Here is a 17,351-nt window from a genome sequence, read left to right as displayed (position 1 = left end):
CGGAGGCCGTCGCTCACTCAGATGGCGCGTCGTCACCCGAATCCGCTGCCGGAAGCTCCTCGAAGAGCCCGGCGGGCGGCGTGACGGTGACACGGCCGGCGGCGACGTCGACGGTGGGAACGATGGCTTCGACGAACGGCACCATCACCTCGCCCGACTCGGTCTTCACGATCAGGAGATCCTGCGCCGGCAGATGCTCGACCCTCGCGACGCGACCGACGACGACGTCGTCGCGCAGCACGTCGAGACCGACGAGCTGGTGCGCGTACCACGCGTCGTCCTCGACCTCGTCGTCCTCATCCATCCAGAGGATGGCGCGGACGAGCGACTCCGCCGCATCGCGGTCGTCGACGCCGTCGAGGAACACGACGGAGTTGCCGTTCATCACCCGGTACTCGCGGATCGTGACGGTCTTGCCGTGCCAGCTGGATGCCTCAGGCACCTGCAGCGTGAACTCGGCGCCCGGGACGAAGCGGCGCTCCGGATTGTCGGTGTACAGCTCGAGCTTCAACGCGCCCTTGAGGCCGTGCGCCTTGAGCAGCCGGCCGACGCGGAGCTGATTCTTCTCGGCGGCCACGTCAGTCGTCCGCGACGTCGACGCGGACGCGACGTCCGTCGGCGAGGGCGGAGATGAGGGTGCGCAGCGCCTTGGCGGTGCGGCCGCCGCGCCCGATCACGCGACCACGGTCATCCGGGTGCACGTGCACCTCGAGGAGGTCGCCACGGGGCGACGCGGATGCGGTGATGCGGACATCGTCGGGGTGATCGACGATCCCCTTGACGACGTGTTCGAGCGCGGCGGCGAGCACAGCGGATTACTCTGCGTCGGCGGCGGGAGCCTCAGCGGCCTCCGCGTCGGCGGGAGCGTCGGCCGGGGCCTCCTCGGCCTTCTTCTCGGCCTTGGGCTTGATGACCGACTTCTTGGCGGAGTCGATCTCGAACGGCGCCTTCGGCTCGGCGACCTGAACCGTGGACTTCGCGTCCTTGTCGCCCTTGAACTTGCCCCAGTCGCCGGTGAGCTTCAGCAGCGCCGCGACCTGCTCGGTCGGCTGAGCGCCGACGGACAGCCAGTACTGCGCGCGCTCCGAGTCGACCTCGATGAACGAGGGGTGCTCGGTGGGGTGGTACTTGCCGATCTCCTCGATCACGCGACCGTCGCGCTTGGTGCGCGAGTCGGCGACGACGATGCGGTAGTGCGGTGCACGGATCTTGCCCATGCGCTTGAGACGGATCTTGACAGCCACGATTCTCCTGAATGGTGTGGAAAGAAAGATGAACCGGTCGCCTGGAGAGTGGGGTGCACATCCGGCGGAAGCTCTGTACGGGGTGACGAATGCTGGATAGAGGGTCGAGCAGCCGTCCGACCCTCTATTCTGCCAGATCCGGCCGCCGTCCGCGAAACGACACGACACGGTGCGCGCAGCGAGTCGGCCGTGCGTGTCAGACTGTGCGCGTGCCGATCGAATTCGCCTCCTCCGCTCGTTCGACAGTGGGGCTGGAGTGGGAGGTCATGCTCGCAGACCCCACCACCGGAGATCTCGTCGGCCGCGCACCCGAGCTGCTCACCCTTCTCGAACGGCAGAGCGCCCCGGAACGCCACACCGTCACCGGCGAGCTGCTCACGAACACCATCGAGGTGACCAGCGGCGTCGGCGCCACGGTAGCCGACGCGGTCGACGATGTCGCCGCCGCCATCGCGGCGGTGCGCCGATCGACCGATCCTGCCGGGATAGAGCTGCTGTCGGCCGGCAGCCATCCCTTCGCCCAGTGGTTCGATCAGCGCGTGACTGACAAGAACCGCTATCGCAAGCTCATCGAGCGCACCCAGTGGTGGGGTCGGAACATGATGATCTGGGGCATCCATGTGCATGTCGGTGTCGACGACCGGGCGAAGGTCGTGCCGATCATGGGCGCGCTGGCGGGATTCCTCCCCCACCTTCAGGCGCTCTCCGCCTCGAGCCCGTACTGGGCCGGCGAGCGGACGGGCTACGCGTCGAACCGCGCGCTCGTGTTCCAGCAGCTGCCCACCGCCGGGCTCCCCTGGTCGATATCGAGCTGGCAGGAGTTCGAGACCTTCGTCGACGACATGACCCGCACCGGGGTGATGGAGGATCCGTCCGAGATCCGGTGGGATGTCCGGCCCGCACCGAAGTGGGGCACGATCGAGGTCCGCGCGTGCGACGGCATGTCGACGTTGAGCGAACTGGCGTCCGTCGCCGCACTCACCCAGACGCTCGTGGAGTTCTTCTCCCGCGAGCTCGATGAGGGCAGGCCTCTGCCGACGCTTCAGCCCTGGTTCCATCGAGAGAACAAGTGGCGGGCGGCTCGATACGGCCTGGATGCCAGGGTTATCGTCGATCGCGCCGGATCGCAGGTGCCGGTGCGCGAGCACATCACCGCCGTCGTCGAGGATCTGATGCCGATCGCCGCCGATCTGCGCTGCACGCAGGAGCTGCAGGGTGTGCGCACGATCGTCGAGCAGGGGGCGAGCTATTCGCGCCAGCTCGCGGCGGCCGACGCGGCGGGCGGCGACCTGCGCCAGGTCGTTCAGCATCTCATCCGGGAGTTCCGGGCGGGGCCCGACCGCTCGGTCCTCGCCTGAGGCGCCGCGCGCTCCGCCCATCGGCGAGGCGGTCCTGATGGATCAGTCGCTGTCGAGCAGCCTGCGAGCCAGCGCGTCATCGAGGACGACGTCCGTGATGAGTCCCGCTCCGATCGCGGCCTTGAGCGAGCCGAGCTTCGCCGCGCCCGAGACGACGCACACGCGGCGCGGCACACGCCTCAGCCGGTCGAGTCCGGGGCCGGTAGAACGTGCATTGAGGCGCACATCGCGCCAGGTCCCGTCTGCGCGGAAGAACACCGTCGCGACATCGCCGATGACCGCGTCCTCCTTCAGGCTGCCGTAGTCGTCGCGGCCGAGATAGCCGCCGACGTAGACCCGACTGGGCACATCGGCCTCAGGCGAGCCCAGACCGAACACGGCGATGTCCATCTTGGCCTGGAAGGCGAGCACCCGCCGGGTGCTGCGCTCGCGCCACATCGCCTCTCGGGTGTCGGGACTGTCGAAGAACGCGGGGACGGGGAACTGCTCGACCTGGGCGCCGAAGGCGTGACCGAAGCGCTGCAGGATGTCGCTGGAGTACTCCAGACCGCTCGTCTGCGTGTTGCCTGCGCCGTTGAGCTGCACGAAGGTCGTCCCGTGGGTCTCCTTGGGGATCAGCGCCCGACTGACGGCGCTGATCGTGGAGCCCCAGGCGACCCCCGCGACCATGTTCGAGTCGATGAACTGCGACAGCAGGCGCCCGGCGGTGAGCGCGACGCGCTCCAGTCGCTCGACCTCGCTGACCCGCTCCGGGATCGGGGCGATGTGAGCGGTGATCCCGTGCCGCTCGTTGAGTCGCTGCTCGAGCATCCCCAGCCGCTCCAGCGGCGAATGGATACGGATGTCGACCAGGCCCACCTCCCGGGCGAAGCTGAGCAGACGGGACACCGATGATCGGGAGGTGCCGAGCTCGCGAGCGATGACCTCCATCGTCTGGTCCTGCATGTAATACAGCTGAGCCGCGGTCAGCGCCGCGATCAGCTTCCGGTCGCGTGCGGCGTCCGTTGTCATGTCGTCCTCCGCGCCGATTCTTGCACATATGTGCATCCGGGTTGCACGTGTCGCTCTTCGGGTCGATGCTGAGAACATCCAGAGAAGAGGGAGGTCGAAGATGATCGAGTCGACGCACTCATCACGTGAACGCCAGCAGGTCGAAGCCGTCCGCGAGTCGGGACGCACCACGGTTCTCATCATCGGTGCGGGGATCAACGGCATCTCCACGTTCCGCGATCTCGCCCTCCAGGGCGTGGACGTGCTTCTCGTCGAACGCGGCGACTTCGCCTCCGGGGCCTCGGCAGCTTCGAGCCACATGATCCACGGCGGCATCCGCTATCTCGAGAACGGCGAGTTCCGCCTCGTGCGGGAATCCGTCCAGGAGCGCAACGGCCTGCTCAAGATCGCGCCGCACTACGTCAAGCCCCTGCAGACGACCATCCCGATCTACTCGACATTCTCCGGCATCCTCTCCGCACCGCTGCGCTTCCTCACGCACCGCAGCGGAAAGCCGCAGGAGCGCGGCGCCTTCCTGATCAAGGTCGGGCTCACCATCTACGACACGTTCTCTCGCGATGGCGGGGTCGTCCCCCGCCACCGTTTCCTCGGACGCAAGCGCTCGTTGTCGGAGCTGCCCGCGCTCGACCCGAAGATCAAGTACACCGCCACGTACTACGACGCTTCGATGCACGACCCGGAGCGTCTCGCGCTGGACGTGCTGCAGGACGGACGGGCCGCGCACCCTGGCGCCGTGGCGCTCAACTACGTCGAGGCCGTCGGCCGCACCGCAGAGGGCGTGCTGCTGCGCGACCTCGAGACCGGCACCGAGTTCACGGTGTCGGCCGACGTGGTCGTCAATGCCTCGGGTCCGTGGACCGACCTCACCAACGACGCCCTCGGCGAGGAGACCCGCTTCATGGGCGGCACCAAGGGGTCGCACATCGTGCTGGATCACCCGGAGCTGCTCGACGCGACCGGCGGGCGGGAGATCTTCTTCGAGCACTCCGACGGACGCATCGTGCTCATCTATCCGCTCAAGGGCCGCGTGCTCGTCGGCACGACCGACATCGACGCCGACCCTCGGGAGGTGCCGGTGTGCACGGAGGAGGAGATCGACTACTTCTTCGACCTCATCCATCACGTGTTCCCGTCCATCCCGGTATCGCGCGATCAGATCGTCTTCACGTTCTCGGGCATCCGTCCGCTCCCCCGCCACGAGGACACTGCGCCCGGGTTCGTCTCGCGCGACTACCGGGTCGAGGTCGACCGCGACGGAGACGTCCCCCTGGTCAGCCTCGTCGGCGGCAAGTGGACCACGTTCCGCGCCCTCGGCGAATCGCTCTCCGACGTCGTGCTCGGTCTGATCGGTCGCGGCCGCCGAGTGTCGACTGTCGGCCGCGCGATCGGCGGCGGACAGGGCTTCCCTCGCACCGCGCGCGCCCGGCACAGCTGGATCGAGCAGAACCTTTCCGGCGCCGGCGACCGGGCCGAGCGCCTGCTGACCCGATACGGCACGCACGCGGCTGACGTATGGCAGTTCATCCAGGAGGGCGATGACGCTCCGCTCGCCGACGGTGACCTTTCGACCCGAGAGCTGATGTGGATGATCGAACGCGAGCACGCGGTCCGACTGCAGGATGTCATCCTGCGCCGCACCAGTCTCGCCTTCACCGGTGAGGTCACCGGCGAGGTGCTCGTCGAACTGGCCGATGCGATGGCGCCTCTCCTCGGTTGGGATGACGGACGTCGCATCGCCGAGCTCGAAGACACGCGCTCGCTGCTCAACGACCGACACGGCCTCGACGTTCCCGCTCTTCCGTCGCATCAGAACGGCTGAAGCACCGACCGTCGCCTCCCCGCGACATGAATTCACCCATTGCCCGCGCCGGGGAGAGCGTGGGCAGCACGAAAGGTCAATGAAGACATGACTGATGTCAATCTCGGGTTGTACTTCCTCTCCGAGTTCGTCGGAACAGCGATGCTGATCCTCCTCGGATGTGGAGTCGTCGCCAACGTGGCTCTTGCCAAGAACAAGGGCTTCGCAGGTGGATTCCTCATGGTCAACTGGGGCTGGGGTCTCGCCGTGTTCGCGGGTGTACTCGTGTCGGCGTACTCCGGCGCGATCATCAACCCGGCCGTCGGGCTCGGTCTGCTGATCGCCGGCAAGATCACTTTCGTCGCCTTCCTCGTCGCGACCGCTGCGGAGCTGCTCGGCGCCATCGTCGGCGCGGTGCTCGCATGGCTGGCGTACAAGCAGCACTTCGATGAGGAGCCGGAGGCGGCGAACAAGCTCGGCGTGTTCTCCACCGGTCCCGCGATCCGTTCCTACGGCTGGAACCTGGTCACCGAGATCATCGGCACCTTCGTGCTGATGTTCGTCATCTTCGCGTTCGCCGATTACGGCGACATCCAGGTCGGCACCCCCGGCGGCCTCGGCCCGCTCACCGCTCTGCCTGTCGCACTGCTCGTGGTCGGCATCGGCGCCTCGCTCGGTGGTCCCACCGGATACGCCATCAACCCGGCCCGTGACCTCGGACCCCGCATCGCCCACGCGATCCTGCCGATCAAGGGCAAGGGCTCCAGCGACTGGTCGTACTCGTGGGTGCCGGTCGTCGGCCCGTTCATCGGCGCGGCGATCGCTGCGCTCCTCGCACCGGCTCTGCTGAGCCTCGCCTGACCCGTATCGATTTCAAAGGAGAGACACCATGGCTGAATACATCATCGCTATCGATCAGGGCACCACGTCGAGCCGTGCGATCATCTTCGACCGCAAGGGCAGCATCATCGCCACCGGTCAGAAGGAGCACGAGCAGATCCTGCCCAGGGCCGGCTGGGTCGAGCACGACGCGCTGGAGATCTGGCGCAACGTGCAGGAGGTCATCGGCCTGGCGCTGAGCCGCGCCGACCTGACCCGCCACGACATCGCCGCCGTCGGCATCACCAACCAGCGCGAGACCGCGGTGGTGTGGGACAGGAACACCGGCAAGCCGATCTACAACGCGATCGTCTGGCAGGACACCCGCACGCAGGAGATCGTCGACCGACTCGCGGCCGACGGTGGTGTGGAGCGGTTCAAGCCGGTCGTCGGTCTGCCATTGGCGACCTACTTCTCGGGAACGAAGATCGCCTGGATCCTGGAGAACGTCGAGGGCGCACGCGAGAAGGCGGAGGCCGGCGACCTGATGTTCGGCACGACCGACTGCTGGGTTCTCTGGAACCTCACCGGCGGCGTCGACGGAGGCGTGCACGCGACGGACGTCACCAACGCGTCGCGCACCATGTTCATGGACCTGGAGACCCTGGAGTGGCGGGACGACATCCTCGAGGCCTTCGGTGTGCCGCGCTCGATGATGCCGGAGATCCGCTCGTCGTCCGAGGTGTACGGCACCGCAGAGGACTCCTCGCTCCTGCGCGAGACCCCGATCGCCGGCATCCTGGGCGACCAGCAGGCCGCCACGTTCGGACAGGCCGCGTTCGACAAGGGCGAGAGCAAGAACACCTACGGCACGGGCTGCTTCCTGATCTTCAACACGGGTGAAGAGGTCGTGCACTCCAAGAACGGTCTGCTCACCACGGTCGGATACAAGCTGGGCGACGGTCCCACGCACTATGCGCTCGAGGGGTCGATCGCGGTCACCGGATCGCTGATCCAGTGGCTGCGCGACCAGCTCGGGATCATCGGCTCGGCACCCGAGGTGGAGGATCTCGCCCGCCAGGTGGACGACAACGGCGGCGTGTACATCGTGCCGGCGTTCTCGGGACTGTTCGCCCCGTACTGGCGTCCGGACGCGCGCGGCGCGATCGTGGGCCTGACGCGGTACTCCAACAAGAACCACATCGCCCGCGCGGCGCTCGAGGCGGTCGCGTTCCAGACGCGCGACGTGCTCGACGCGGTGAACGCGGATGCCGGAGTCGATCTCTCCGAGCTCAAGGTCGACGGCGGCATGGTCGCGAACGACGCGCTCATGCAGTTCCAGGCCGATGTGCTCGGTGTGCCGGTCGTGCGCCCCGTGGTCGCCGAGACCACCGCACTCGGTGCCGCCTACGCGGCGGGGCTCGCCGTGGGCTTCTGGAACGGGCTGGACGACCTGTCCGCGAACTGGCAGGAGGACAAGCGCTGGGAGCCGACCATGGATGCCGAAGAGCGCGACCGTCAGCTGCGCCTCTGGCGCAAGGCCGTCTCGAAGTCGATGGACTGGGTCGACGCCGACGTGAGGTGATCCGCGAATGACGAAGCGGGCCCGGAGAGCGATCTCCGGGCCCGCTTCCGTCTGCGCGGACGATCAGCCCTTGCCGAACAGCTTCTGGATCTCTGCGAGGTCGGCCTCGCTGGGCGCCTTCTGCCCGCCGAGCCCGAAACCGGTTCCGGTCGGTGCGGCGTTGGAGGTCGCCCGTCCTGCGTTCTCCGCGGCGCGCTTGGCGGGGTTGCCGGAGCGCGAGCCACCGCTCTTGGCCTTCGCGCCCTTCTTGCCCCGCTTGCTCGACGCGCCGGGCTTGCCCATGGGACCCATGCCGGGGATGTTGGGGGTGCCGCCGCGGGCGACGGTCTTCATCATCTTGGCCGCCTGCTCGAAGCGCTGCACGAGCTGATTCACGTCCGTGACGGTCATGCCGGAGCCCTTGGCGATGCGCAGCCGGCGCGAGCCGTTGAGGATCTTCGGGTTGCGGCGCTCTCCGGGCGTCATCGAGCGGATGATGGCCTCGGTGCGGTCGATCTCGCGCTCGTCGAAGTCCTCGAGCTGCTGCTTCATCTGCCCCATGCCCGGCAGCATGCCGAGCATCTTCTTCATCGAGCCCATCTTCTTCATCTGCTGAAGCTGCTCGAGGAAGTCCTCGAGGGTGAAGGCCTCGTTGGCGAGCTTCTCGGCCATCTTCATGGCCTCTTCCTCATCGAAGGCCTGCTGGGCCTGCTCGATGAGGGTGAGGATGTCACCGAGGTCGAGGATGCGGCTCGCCATGCGGTCGGGGTGGAAGGGCTCGAGATCCTCGAGGTTCTCCCCCGTCGAGGCGAAGATGATCGGGCGGCCGGTGACCGACGCCACCGACAGCGCGGCGCCACCGCGCGCGTCGCCGTCGAGCTTCGACAGCACGACGCCGGTGAAGTCGACGCCGTCCTGGAACGCCTTCGCGGTGTTGACCGCGTCCTGTCCGATCATGGCGTCGATGACGAACAGCACCTCGTCCGGACTGGTCGCCTTGCGGATGTCGGATGCCTGCTTCATCAGCTCGGCGTCGACGCCGAGGCGTCCGGCGGTGTCGATGATGACCACGTCGTGCTGGTGGCGGCGCGCATAGTCGACGCCGTCCTTCGAGACGCGAACAGGGTCGCCGACGCCGTTGCCCGGTTCGGGCGCGAAGATCGTCGCTCCTGCACGCTCGGCGACGACCTGCAGCTGGTTCACGGCGTTGGGACGCTGCAGGTCGGCGGCGACGAGCAGCGGCGTGTGCCCCTCGCCCTCGAGCTGCTTGGCGAGCTTGCCGGCGAACGTGGTCTTTCCCGAGCCCTGCAGGCCTGCGAGCATGATCACCGTCGGCGGGTTCTTGGCGAACTCCAGACGGCGCTGCTCACCGCCGAGGATCGCCACGAGCTCCTCGTTGACGATCTGGACGACCTGCTGCGCGGGATTCAGCGCCTTGTTCACCTCGTCACCCAGGGCGCGCTCACGCACCTTCGCGGTGAAGTCCTTCACGACGACGAGGGCGACGTCGGCGTCGAGCAGGGCGCGCCGGATCTCGCGGACCGTGCCGTCGACATCGGCGGGTGTCAGCTTTCCCTTCGTGCGCAGGTTGCGGAAGGTCTCGGTGAGCCGATCGGAGAGCGTGCCAAACGTAGCCATGGTGCCTCCGATTCTACGCGAGCGGCGCGTGTCGTCCGATCAGCGCCAGGGAAGGTCGTGAACGACGCGCATCGCATCCTCGAACCGCGCCTCGAGCGATGCCTGACCCGCACCCTGCTCGGCCCACACCCGCACGGAGGAGAGCACCGCCGTCGCGAACGCGGAGCCCAGGATGTCGGCTCGGATCACCTCGATTCCGGCGCTGCGCGCTGCGGCGGCGATCGCGGACGCGAGCCGGGCGTGTCGAAGCCCGGTGTCGCGGATCAGCTCGGCTTCGACGCCCATCGCACTCGCGTGGCGCAGCGCCAGCGCCAGCGGGTCCGGTGCCAGCTCGTGCAGCATCGGACGCAGCGCGTCTCGAACGACCGGGCCGTCGGCATCCGTCCCCAGACGCGCCAATGCGATCAGTGCCGCGTCGATCCTGGCGTCGAAGCCCGACCAGATCACATCGCTCTTCGACGAGAAGTAGTTGAAGAAGCTCGATCGGCTCACACCGGCGCGACGGGTGATGTCGACGATGGACGTCGCCTCGTACCCCTGCTCGAGGAACAGCTCGCACGCGGCCTCCGCGAGGGTCTCGCGAGACGACGCTCGGGGGCGCCCTGCTCGCGAAGTCGTACTCATAGCGATCAGCGTAGCCGCGGGTCGTGTCCGCCGACGGCGCGAAGGGCGTATGGTGAATGCCGTACCGTTTCTTGGACGGCATCCAACAATGGGAGAAACGTCGATGCTCGACATCCAGACACCCGGTCTCGCACCCGACTACGTGCCCTACCTCGAGGGATGGGATCTGCAGCGCAGCGTCCACGCCGAGGTCGTCGCCGGCACGAGGCCCGACACGCTGCTGCTGCTCGAGCACGAGGCCGTCTACACCGCAGGCAAGCGCACCGAGGATCACGAGCGCCCCCACGACGGCACTCCGGTGGTGGATGTCGATCGCGGCGGGAAGATCACCTGGCACGGCCCCGGCCAGCTGGTCGGCTACCCGATCGTCCGTCTTCACGAGCCGATCGATGTGGTCGCCCACGTGCGTCGCCTCGAGCGGCTGCTGATCGGCATCCTGAAGCCGCTGGGGGTGGACGGCTATCAGGTCGACGGTCGCAGCGGCGTGTGGGTGCGTCGCCCGCTCGGCGAGGACAAGGTCGCCGCGATCGGCGTGCGCGTGCAGCAGGGCGTGACCATGCACGGATTCGCGATCAACTGCGACAACACCCTGGCCGGCTTCCGCGGGATCATCCCCTGCGGCATCACCGACGCCGGCGTCACGACCGTGAGCGAGGTCACCGGCAGACGGATCGCGCCGACCGACATCGCGCGGGCCGTCGCCGACGCCTTCGTCGCCGAGTACGCGACAGCCCAGGAAGGAGTCGCCGCATGAGCGCCGCCCACCCCGACGGGCGCAGGCTTCTGCGTCTGGAAGTGCGCAACGCCGAGACCCCGATCGAGCGCAAACCCGAGTGGATCAGGACCAAGGCGAAGATGGGCCCGGAGTACACCGCGCTGCAGTCGCTGGTCAAGAGCGAGGACCTGCACACGGTCTGCCAGGAGGCGGGCTGTCCGAACATCTTCGAGTGCTGGGAGGACCGCGAGGCGACGTTCCTCATCGGCGGATCCCAGTGCACGCGCCGCTGCGACTTCTGCCAGATCGACACCGGCAAGCCGGACGCCTACGACACCGACGAGCCCCGGCGGGTCGCCGAGAGCGTGCAGCGGATGGGCCTGCGCTACGCGACGGTGACGAGCGTCGCCCGCGACGACCTGCCCGACACGGGCGCATGGCTGAACGCCGAGACCGTGCGGCAGATCCACACGCTGAACCCGAACACCGGGGTCGAGCTGCTCGCGAACGAGCACAACGCCGACCCCGCCTTCCTCGGGCAGATCTTCGACGCCCGGCCGGAGGTGTTCGCGCACAACGTCGAGACGGTTCCGCGCATCTTCAAGCGCATCCGGCCCGCCTTCACGTACGAGCGCTCGCTGAGCGTGATCACGCAGGGGCACGACGCGGGTCTGATCACGAAGTCGAATCTCATCCTCGGCATGGGCGAGGAGCCGGAGGAGGTCGTGCAGGCGCTGCAAGACCTCCGCGATGCGGGATGCGACATCATCACCATCACGCAGTACCTCCGCCCGACACCCCGCCACCTGCCGGTCGCCCGCTGGGTGAAGCCGGACGAGTTCGTCGAGTTCAAGGCCGAGGCCGAGCGCATCGGGTTCCTCGGCGTTCTGGCAGGTCCCCTGGTGCGCTCGTCATACCGCGCCGGACGCCTGTGGGCCCAGTCGATGATCTCGAAGGGCCGCGAGATCCCGCCGCATCTCGCGCACATCGCCGAGGGCGCCGACCTCGGATTCGCGCAGGCGGTCTGAGGATCAGTCGGCGCTGGTGACCGACTGCACCGAGCCGTCGGATGCGAGGTTCACCAGCAGCACCTCGTCGGTCTCGTCGGCGTCGAGCGCGTACTCGAGCACCGCGAACGGCTCCGATCCGCCGTGCTCGTCGGCGAGGATGGTCATGCTCGACAGCCGCAGCGACCGGATGATGTCGACGGCGGCGTCACCGCTGACGTCGACCAGCACGTCCTCGAGGTCCTCGCCGAACGCCTCCTGCTGCTGCAGGATGTACTCGGTCACCTCGCTGGTGCGATCGTCGACCTCGGTGAGCATGGCGCCGCGCACCGTGGCATCCAGATCCTCGATGCCGGCGATCAGCGCCGCCGCGACGTCCAGCGCTGCCATCGACACGTCGTCCTGATCCGGCGCGGTGAGGTCGACGGTGACCGACTGGTCGCCGAAGTCGACCCGCTCGGTCCAGAAGATGGCGCCGTCGGGGCCCGAGGAGAGAACCCCGAAGTAGTCGTGTTCGATCGCCATATCGCTATGAAACCAGCCTCTCCGCTGCGGCGGTAGTCCCAGGTCGTCTCATGCGCCGACCAGCGACGACACGAACACGTGCGGCGTGAAACCGGTCAGATCGTCGATCCCCTCGCCCTGGCCGAGAAGCTTCACGGGGATGCCCGTGCGCTCCTGCACGGCCAGCACGAAACCGCCCTTGGCCGAGCCGTCGAGCTTGGTGATGACCAGCCCGGTGACACCGGCGTGCTGCAGGAACGACTCGGCCTGCATCACGCCGTTCTGGCCGGTCGTCGCGTCGAGCACGAGCAGCACCTCGCTGATCGGCGCCTGCTTCTCGATGACGCGGCGCACCTTCGACAGCTCGTCCATCAGACCGCTCTTGGTGTGCAGGCGCCCGGCGGTGTCGATGATCGCGATCTCGATGCCCTGGTTCTTGGCGTACTCGACCGTCTGGAAGGCGACGGATGCCGGATCCTGGCCCTCCTGCTGCGGGCGGACGATGGCCGCTCCCCCGCGCTGCGCCCAGGTCGCGAGCTGCTCGACGGCGGCCGCGCGGAACGTGTCGGCGGCGCCGACCACGACACTGCGCTCGAACCCGCGCAGGAACTTCGTGAACTTGCCGATCGTCGTGGTCTTCCCGACGCCGTTGACGCCGACGACGAGCACGACCGCGGGGCGCTCGGTGAGCTTCAGGGTGGTGTCGAACTTGGCGAAGCGCTCTTCCAGCGTCTCACGCAGCATGCGCTGCAGGTCGCGCGGGTCGGTGGTGCGGTAGCGGTCGACCTTGGCGTGCAGCTCGTCGAGCAGCTGCTCGGTGATGTCGGGTCCGAAGTCGGCCGTGATCAGCGCGGTCTCGAGGTCTTCCCACGTGGTCTCATCGATCGTGGGCTTGACGAACATGCCGCGCAGCGCGCGACCGAGGGACCAGGACTTCTCCGCCATGTCTCCAGCCTAGGTGCTCGCGGCGCCCGGCCGGATCAGGCGGATGCCGCCGTGCGGTCGCCTACGCGCTGTCCGACCACGGCTGAGACGCCGTCCTGGCGCATGGACACGCCGTACAGGGCGTCGGCGATCTCCATCGTGCGCTTCTGATGCGTGATCACCAGCAGCTGGGAGCTCTCGCGCAGCTGCTCGAAGACCGTGAGCAGTCGACCGAGGTTGGCGTCGTCGAGTGCGGCCTCGACCTCGTCGAGGATGTAGAACGGGCTGGGTCGCGCCTTGAAGATCGCGACGAGCAGCGCGACCGCAGCCAGCGACCGCTCGCCGCCCGAGAGCAGCGAAAGCCGCTCGATCTTCTTGCCGACCGGACGCACGGAGACCTCGATGCCCGTGCTCAGCATGTCGTCGGGGTTCGTGAGCGAGATGCTGCCAGAGCCGCCGGGGAACAGCAGCGGGAACACTTCGCCGAATGCCTGCCTGGTGTCCTCGAACGCCGAGGCGAAGATCGTCTGCATGCGCTCGTCGAGCTCGGCGATGATCGTGAGCAGATCCTGGCGCGTCTTGGTCAGGTCGGCGAGCTGCTCGGTCAGGAAGGCGTGCCGCTGCTCGAGCGCGGCGAACTCCTCGAGGGCCAGCGGGTTCACCCGCCCGAGCTGGGCGAGCTTGCGCTCGGCGTCCTTCAGACGCCTCTCCTGCACACGCCGGTCGAACGGCGTGCCCCTGTCGTCGTCCTCGTCCGGCTCCGCGCCGGGATCGCGGGGAATCAGCTGATCCGGACCGTACTCCGCGACGAGGATGTCCTCGTCGAGCGCGAGCTCCGACGCCACCCGGTCGAGGAGGCTGCCGAGGTGCAGCTTCTTCTCGTGGATCTGCAGCTCGAGCCCGTGCACGCTCTCGGTGAGGCTGGCGAGGCGATCCCGCAGCGAGCTCTCCTGCGTGCGCAGAGCCACGAGCTCCTCGTTGTGCGCCGAGCGCTCGGCCTCGGCTGCGGCGAGGGCGACGCGCGCCTCGCTCACCGATCGGTCGATCGAGTCCAGCACGCGGGGCAGCTCCTCCGCGACGGCGGACGCGGCCGCGCGCTGAGCGCGACGGATCACGGCCCGACGCGCGGCCTCAGCCGCGGCATCCCGCTCCTGCTCGCGCTGACGCTCGAGAGCGACCACTCGCGCCTGAGCCGCCCGCACGCGCTCGCGCAGGGTCTCGATCTCGAGACGAGCACGAACCTCGCCCTCGCGTGCCGACTCCAGCGCGTCGAGAAGACCGTCTCGGGCGGAGGCATCGAGCACCGGGCGCGGCTCCGACTCGGCGGACTGCAGCTCGTTCTTGGCCGCCGCGGCCTTCTGCTCAGCGTCAGCGACAGCGGACTGCGCCTGGGCAAGACTCGATTCGAGCCGGTCGCACTCGGCCACCGCGGCCTCGTGCTGCACGGTGACCCGGTTGACCCGCTCGGCATGGTTCGCCAGCGCGGCGTCGTGCTCACGCAGAGCGCGCAGGGCATCCTTCGCGGCTCGCCGCGCCGTCTCCACACGGTCGGTGGCGTCGACCCGGCCCGCGCGCAGCGCGTCGACGACGGTGCGCACCTCGGCCAGACGATCGCTCGCCGCGTCACGCTCCGCCATCAGCTCCAGGCGCGATGTCTCGCCGGACCCGGCACGGAGGGTGTGGGCGGTGACCACCTCGCCGGTCCTGGTGACGATCGTCGTGCGGTCATCGCCGATCGCGTCGAGAGCGCGGCGAACCGTGCGCGCGGTCTCGAGATCGTCGGCGATCAGCACCGTCGCGAGCAGCGACCGCACCCCGTGCGGCGCATCCACGACCTCGCCCGCGCGGACGGCTCCGTCATGGCTCGGCATGGCGACGTCCGAGGCGACCGTGCCCTCGGCGATCACCAGATCCACGGTGCCTCGAGCACCCTCAGCCACGAGCGCGAACGCGTCGTCGGCGGCGTCGACCAGCACGCCTTCTGCGAGAGGGCCGAGCACGGCGGCGATGGCGCCCTCGAAACCCGGGCGGACCTGCACGGAGTCTCCGACCAGCCCGCGCACCCCTGGGGCTCCGGATGCGACGATCTCGGCTGCTCCGCCCGAGAGCGACAGCGCGCTGGTGAGCGCCGCCGCNNCGCCGCGGAGCCCTCGGGAGCGTGCGCGTCGTCGATCGCCTCGAGGGATTCGGCCGCCTCGCGGCGACGCTGATGCGCAGCCTCCAGGGCCTGCTCCTGGCGCAGCACGGCGCCGCGCACGGCGGCGAGGGCGGATGCCGCCGCGTCGGCGTTGCCGCGCAGCGTGTTCAGTCGCATGTCGTACTGCGACACCAGCGCGCTCTGCTCGGCGATGTCGACGTCGAGGGTGTCGAGCTCGGCTCGGGCGTTCACGACCTCCCGGCTCGCGGCCACTGCGGCGTCCTGCGCGTCGCCGAGCCCTTCCGAAATGCGCGTGATCTCGTCGGATGCCTCGTCGATGGCGTCCTGGGTGACGGTGATCGCGGTGACCGCATCATCGTCTTCGCTGCCGAGCAGCGCGAGACGCTGGTTGGCGAGCGTGTAGAGGCTGCGCATCCGCTCCTGGGCCTGTTCCAGAGCGAACGCGATGCTGCGCGCGCGGTCGACGGCGGCGGAGTTCTGCTGCTGCTCGAGGCGCTGGATGCCCGCGCGCACGCCCTCCGCCTGCTCCGAGAGCACGAGTCGCTCGGTGTGCCGCTCGTGTTCGGTGCGGGTGTGATCGGCGAGGGCCGTGCGCAACGCGACCACGTCGTCGGCGAACAGCCGAGCCTTGGCATCGCGCACCACCGCCGCGATCGTCTGCGCTTCGCGCGCGATCTCGGCCTGCCGTCCCAGTGGCTTGAGCTGTCGACGGATCTCGCCGGCGAGATCGCTGAGCCGCGTGAGATTCGTCTCCATCGCGCCGAGCTTGCGCACCGTCTTCTCCTTGCGGCGACGGTGCTTGAGGATGCCGGCAGCCTCCTCGATGAAGCCTCGGCGGTCTTCTGGCGATGCCTGCAGCACGGTGTCCAGGCGCCCCTGGCCGACGATGACGTGCATCTCGCGGCCGAGACCCGAATCGCTGAGCAGCTCCTGCACATCGAGCAGCCGGCAGCTCGAGCCGTTGATGGCGTACTCGCTCGAGCCGTTGCGGAACAGCGTGCGGCTGATCGTCACCTCGGCGTAGTCGATGGGCAGAGCACCGTCGCTGTTGTCGATTGTCAGCTGCACCTCTGCGCGGCCGAGAGGGCCACGGGTCGAGGTGCCGGCGAAGATGACGTCCTCCATCTTCCCGCCGCGCAGCGTCTTCGCGCCCTGCTCGCCCATCACCCAGGCGAGCGCGTCGACGACGTTCGACTTGCCCGACCCGTTCGGGCCGACGATGCACGTCACCCCGGGCTCGAACACGAAGGACGTGGGCTGCGCGAACGATTTGAAGCCCTTGAGCGTCAGGCTCTTCAGATGCATGACGGCGCCTTCGGGGTCAGGGGGTTCACGGGTGAGACGCTACCGGAGATCGACCGGAACGACGCGGATTCCGCGCCGTTCTCGCCGGGTTCTGACGCCGCCGGCGCCGATCGCGACACGCCGCGTCGAAAGGAAATGCTTGACGCGGGCTGTGAGACTTCACTAGCGTGTCCTCCGATCACAAGAGAGGAGGTCACCGATGATCACGAACAACAACGACGCATGGTTCTTCACCACGTCGCCGATGCGTGCGCCACGCGCCGCCACGTCGGTGACCTTCACCCGTTCTCAGGGCTAGAACCACCCCGCCTCTCCCGATCTCTCTGACGCCTCTGTGCGTCTGATCGATGATCGCCGTCGCCGCCTTCCCGGCAGCCGACGCCCGCCCGCATCGCGGGCCACGCCCCGTCAGCATCCTGACGTCTCGGTCGAACCGCGTGTCGGCCGGTCTGTTGCGATACTGCATCCCCGGGCGCCGACTCCGCCGGCAACGGCGGTGGCTTCGCCCCGCCATCACCACAGAAAACGCACACATCGTGAGCACCGGTCTGCTTACCGATCACCCGCAGCTGTCCCCATCCATCTCCCCACCCGATACCCAGGGGCGTCAGACCCTCAACATCCCCCACCGAGACGGTCTGCCGCCTGTCTCTTATACACATCTGACGCTGCCGACGAACTC

At 68.4% G+C, this 17,351-nt stretch carries 15 protein-coding genes and 1 pseudogene; 6 read left to right on the top strand and 10 right to left on the bottom strand.

Features of this window, described 5'->3' with window-relative positions:
- Nucleotides 1-13 precede the first annotated feature (13 nt).
- The 3 genes from rimM to rpsP are packed head-to-tail and all read right to left on the bottom strand — an operon-like array spanning nt 14 to nt 1,244.
- A complete protein-coding gene (gene rimM, locus BFN01_RS12720; RefSeq protein WP_071644716.1) occupies nt 14-577 on the bottom strand; it encodes a ribosome maturation factor RimM in 564 nt (187 codons plus the stop codon).
- A gap of 1 nt (nt 578) precedes the next feature.
- The gene (locus BFN01_RS12715) at nt 579-809 is read right to left on the bottom strand and encodes an RNA-binding protein (RefSeq protein ID WP_071644715.1); all 231 of its coding nucleotides are present in this window, start codon (nt 807-809) and stop codon (nt 579-581) included.
- Between the two features lie 6 nt (nt 810-815).
- Nucleotides 816-1,244, bottom strand: coding sequence for a 30S ribosomal protein S16 (gene rpsP, locus BFN01_RS12710; protein WP_071644714.1), 429 nt, complete (start codon nt 1,242-1,244; stop codon nt 816-818).
- Nucleotides 1,245-1,453: 209 nt separating this feature from the next.
- Here rpsP and BFN01_RS12705 point away from each other — a divergent pair, with 209 nt between their 5' ends.
- Nucleotides 1,454-2,602 carry a glutamate--cysteine ligase gene (locus BFN01_RS12705; protein WP_071644713.1) on the top strand — a complete coding sequence of 383 codons (1,149 nt, stop codon included), beginning with the start codon at nt 1,454-1,456 and terminating at the stop codon, nt 2,600-2,602.
- A gap of 42 nt (nt 2,603-2,644) precedes the next feature.
- On the opposite strand, the gene BFN01_RS12700 is transcribed toward BFN01_RS12705, so the two are convergent.
- Entirely contained in the window at nt 2,645-3,613 is a 969-nt protein-coding gene (locus BFN01_RS12700; protein WP_071644712.1) for a sugar-binding transcriptional regulator, read from the bottom strand.
- A 100-nt stretch (nt 3,614-3,713) separates the two neighbouring features.
- Between BFN01_RS12700 and BFN01_RS12695 the strand changes: the two genes are divergently transcribed.
- The 3 genes from BFN01_RS12695 to glpK all read left to right on the top strand — a co-directional run bounded on the left by BFN01_RS12695 (nt 3,714) and on the right by glpK (nt 7,815).
- Complete coding sequence (locus tag BFN01_RS12695; RefSeq protein WP_071644711.1) at nt 3,714-5,432, top strand: glycerol-3-phosphate dehydrogenase/oxidase; 1,719 nt, start codon at nt 3,714-3,716, stop codon at nt 5,430-5,432.
- Between the two features lie 87 nt (nt 5,433-5,519).
- Nucleotides 5,520-6,272 carry an MIP/aquaporin family protein gene (locus BFN01_RS12690; RefSeq protein ID WP_071644710.1) on the top strand — a complete coding sequence of 251 codons (753 nt, stop codon included), beginning with the start codon at nt 5,520-5,522 and terminating at the stop codon, nt 6,270-6,272.
- 28 nt (nt 6,273-6,300) lie between these two features.
- A complete protein-coding gene (glpK, locus tag BFN01_RS12685) occupies nt 6,301-7,815 on the top strand; it encodes a glycerol kinase GlpK (RefSeq protein ID WP_071644709.1) in 1,515 nt (504 codons plus the stop codon).
- 63 nt (nt 7,816-7,878) lie between these two features.
- Here the strand turns inward: glpK and ffh are convergent, their stop codons facing one another.
- A complete protein-coding gene (gene ffh, locus BFN01_RS12680) occupies nt 7,879-9,432 on the bottom strand; it encodes a signal recognition particle protein (protein ID WP_071644708.1) in 1,554 nt (517 codons plus the stop codon).
- 39 nt (nt 9,433-9,471) lie between these two features.
- On the bottom strand, nt 9,472-10,056 hold the full coding sequence (locus tag BFN01_RS12675) for a TetR/AcrR family transcriptional regulator (RefSeq protein ID WP_071644707.1): 585 nt from the start codon (nt 10,054-10,056) through the stop codon (nt 9,472-9,474).
- Nucleotides 10,057-10,159: 103 nt separating this feature from the next.
- On the opposite strand from BFN01_RS12675, the gene lipB reads away from it, so the two are divergent.
- Both lipB and lipA read left to right on the top strand, forming a co-directional pair.
- Complete coding sequence (lipB, locus tag BFN01_RS12670) at nt 10,160-10,810, top strand: lipoyl(octanoyl) transferase LipB (RefSeq protein ID WP_071644706.1); 651 nt, start codon at nt 10,160-10,162, stop codon at nt 10,808-10,810.
- The gene (gene lipA, locus BFN01_RS12665; protein WP_071644705.1) at nt 10,807-11,799 is read left to right on the top strand and encodes a lipoyl synthase; all 993 of its coding nucleotides are present in this window, start codon (nt 10,807-10,809) and stop codon (nt 11,797-11,799) included. The genes lipB and lipA overlap by 4 nt, the downstream gene beginning before the upstream one ends.
- Before the next feature lie 3 nt (nt 11,800-11,802).
- Here the strand turns inward: lipA and BFN01_RS12660 are convergent, their stop codons facing one another.
- From BFN01_RS12660 to BFN01_RS15910, 4 genes and pseudogenes are all read right to left on the bottom strand, one after another.
- Nucleotides 11,803-12,303 carry a DUF2004 domain-containing protein gene (locus BFN01_RS12660; protein ID WP_071644704.1) on the bottom strand — a complete coding sequence of 167 codons (501 nt, stop codon included), beginning with the start codon at nt 12,301-12,303 and terminating at the stop codon, nt 11,803-11,805.
- A 48-nt stretch (nt 12,304-12,351) separates the two neighbouring features.
- Complete coding sequence (gene ftsY, locus BFN01_RS12655) at nt 12,352-13,227, bottom strand: signal recognition particle-docking protein FtsY (RefSeq protein ID WP_071644703.1); 876 nt, start codon at nt 13,225-13,227, stop codon at nt 12,352-12,354.
- 35 nt (nt 13,228-13,262) lie between these two features.
- Nucleotides 13,263-15,341: pseudogene (locus tag BFN01_RS15915) on the bottom strand (AAA family ATPase); the annotation flags it as partial.
- A gap of 2 nt (nt 15,342-15,343) precedes the next feature.
- On the bottom strand, nt 15,344-16,669 hold a 1,326-nt coding region (locus BFN01_RS15910), incomplete at its 3' end, for a chromosome segregation SMC family protein (protein ID WP_256221155.1).
- Nucleotides 16,670-17,351: the final 682 nt, after the last annotated feature.

Source organism: Microbacterium sp. AR7-10, assembly GCF_001878835.1.
Lineage (GTDB): Bacteria > Actinomycetota > Actinomycetes > Actinomycetales > Microbacteriaceae > Microbacterium > Microbacterium commune.
The sequence above is the reverse complement of the archived record's forward strand: the minus strand, read 5'-3'. Positions and strand labels throughout refer to the sequence as shown.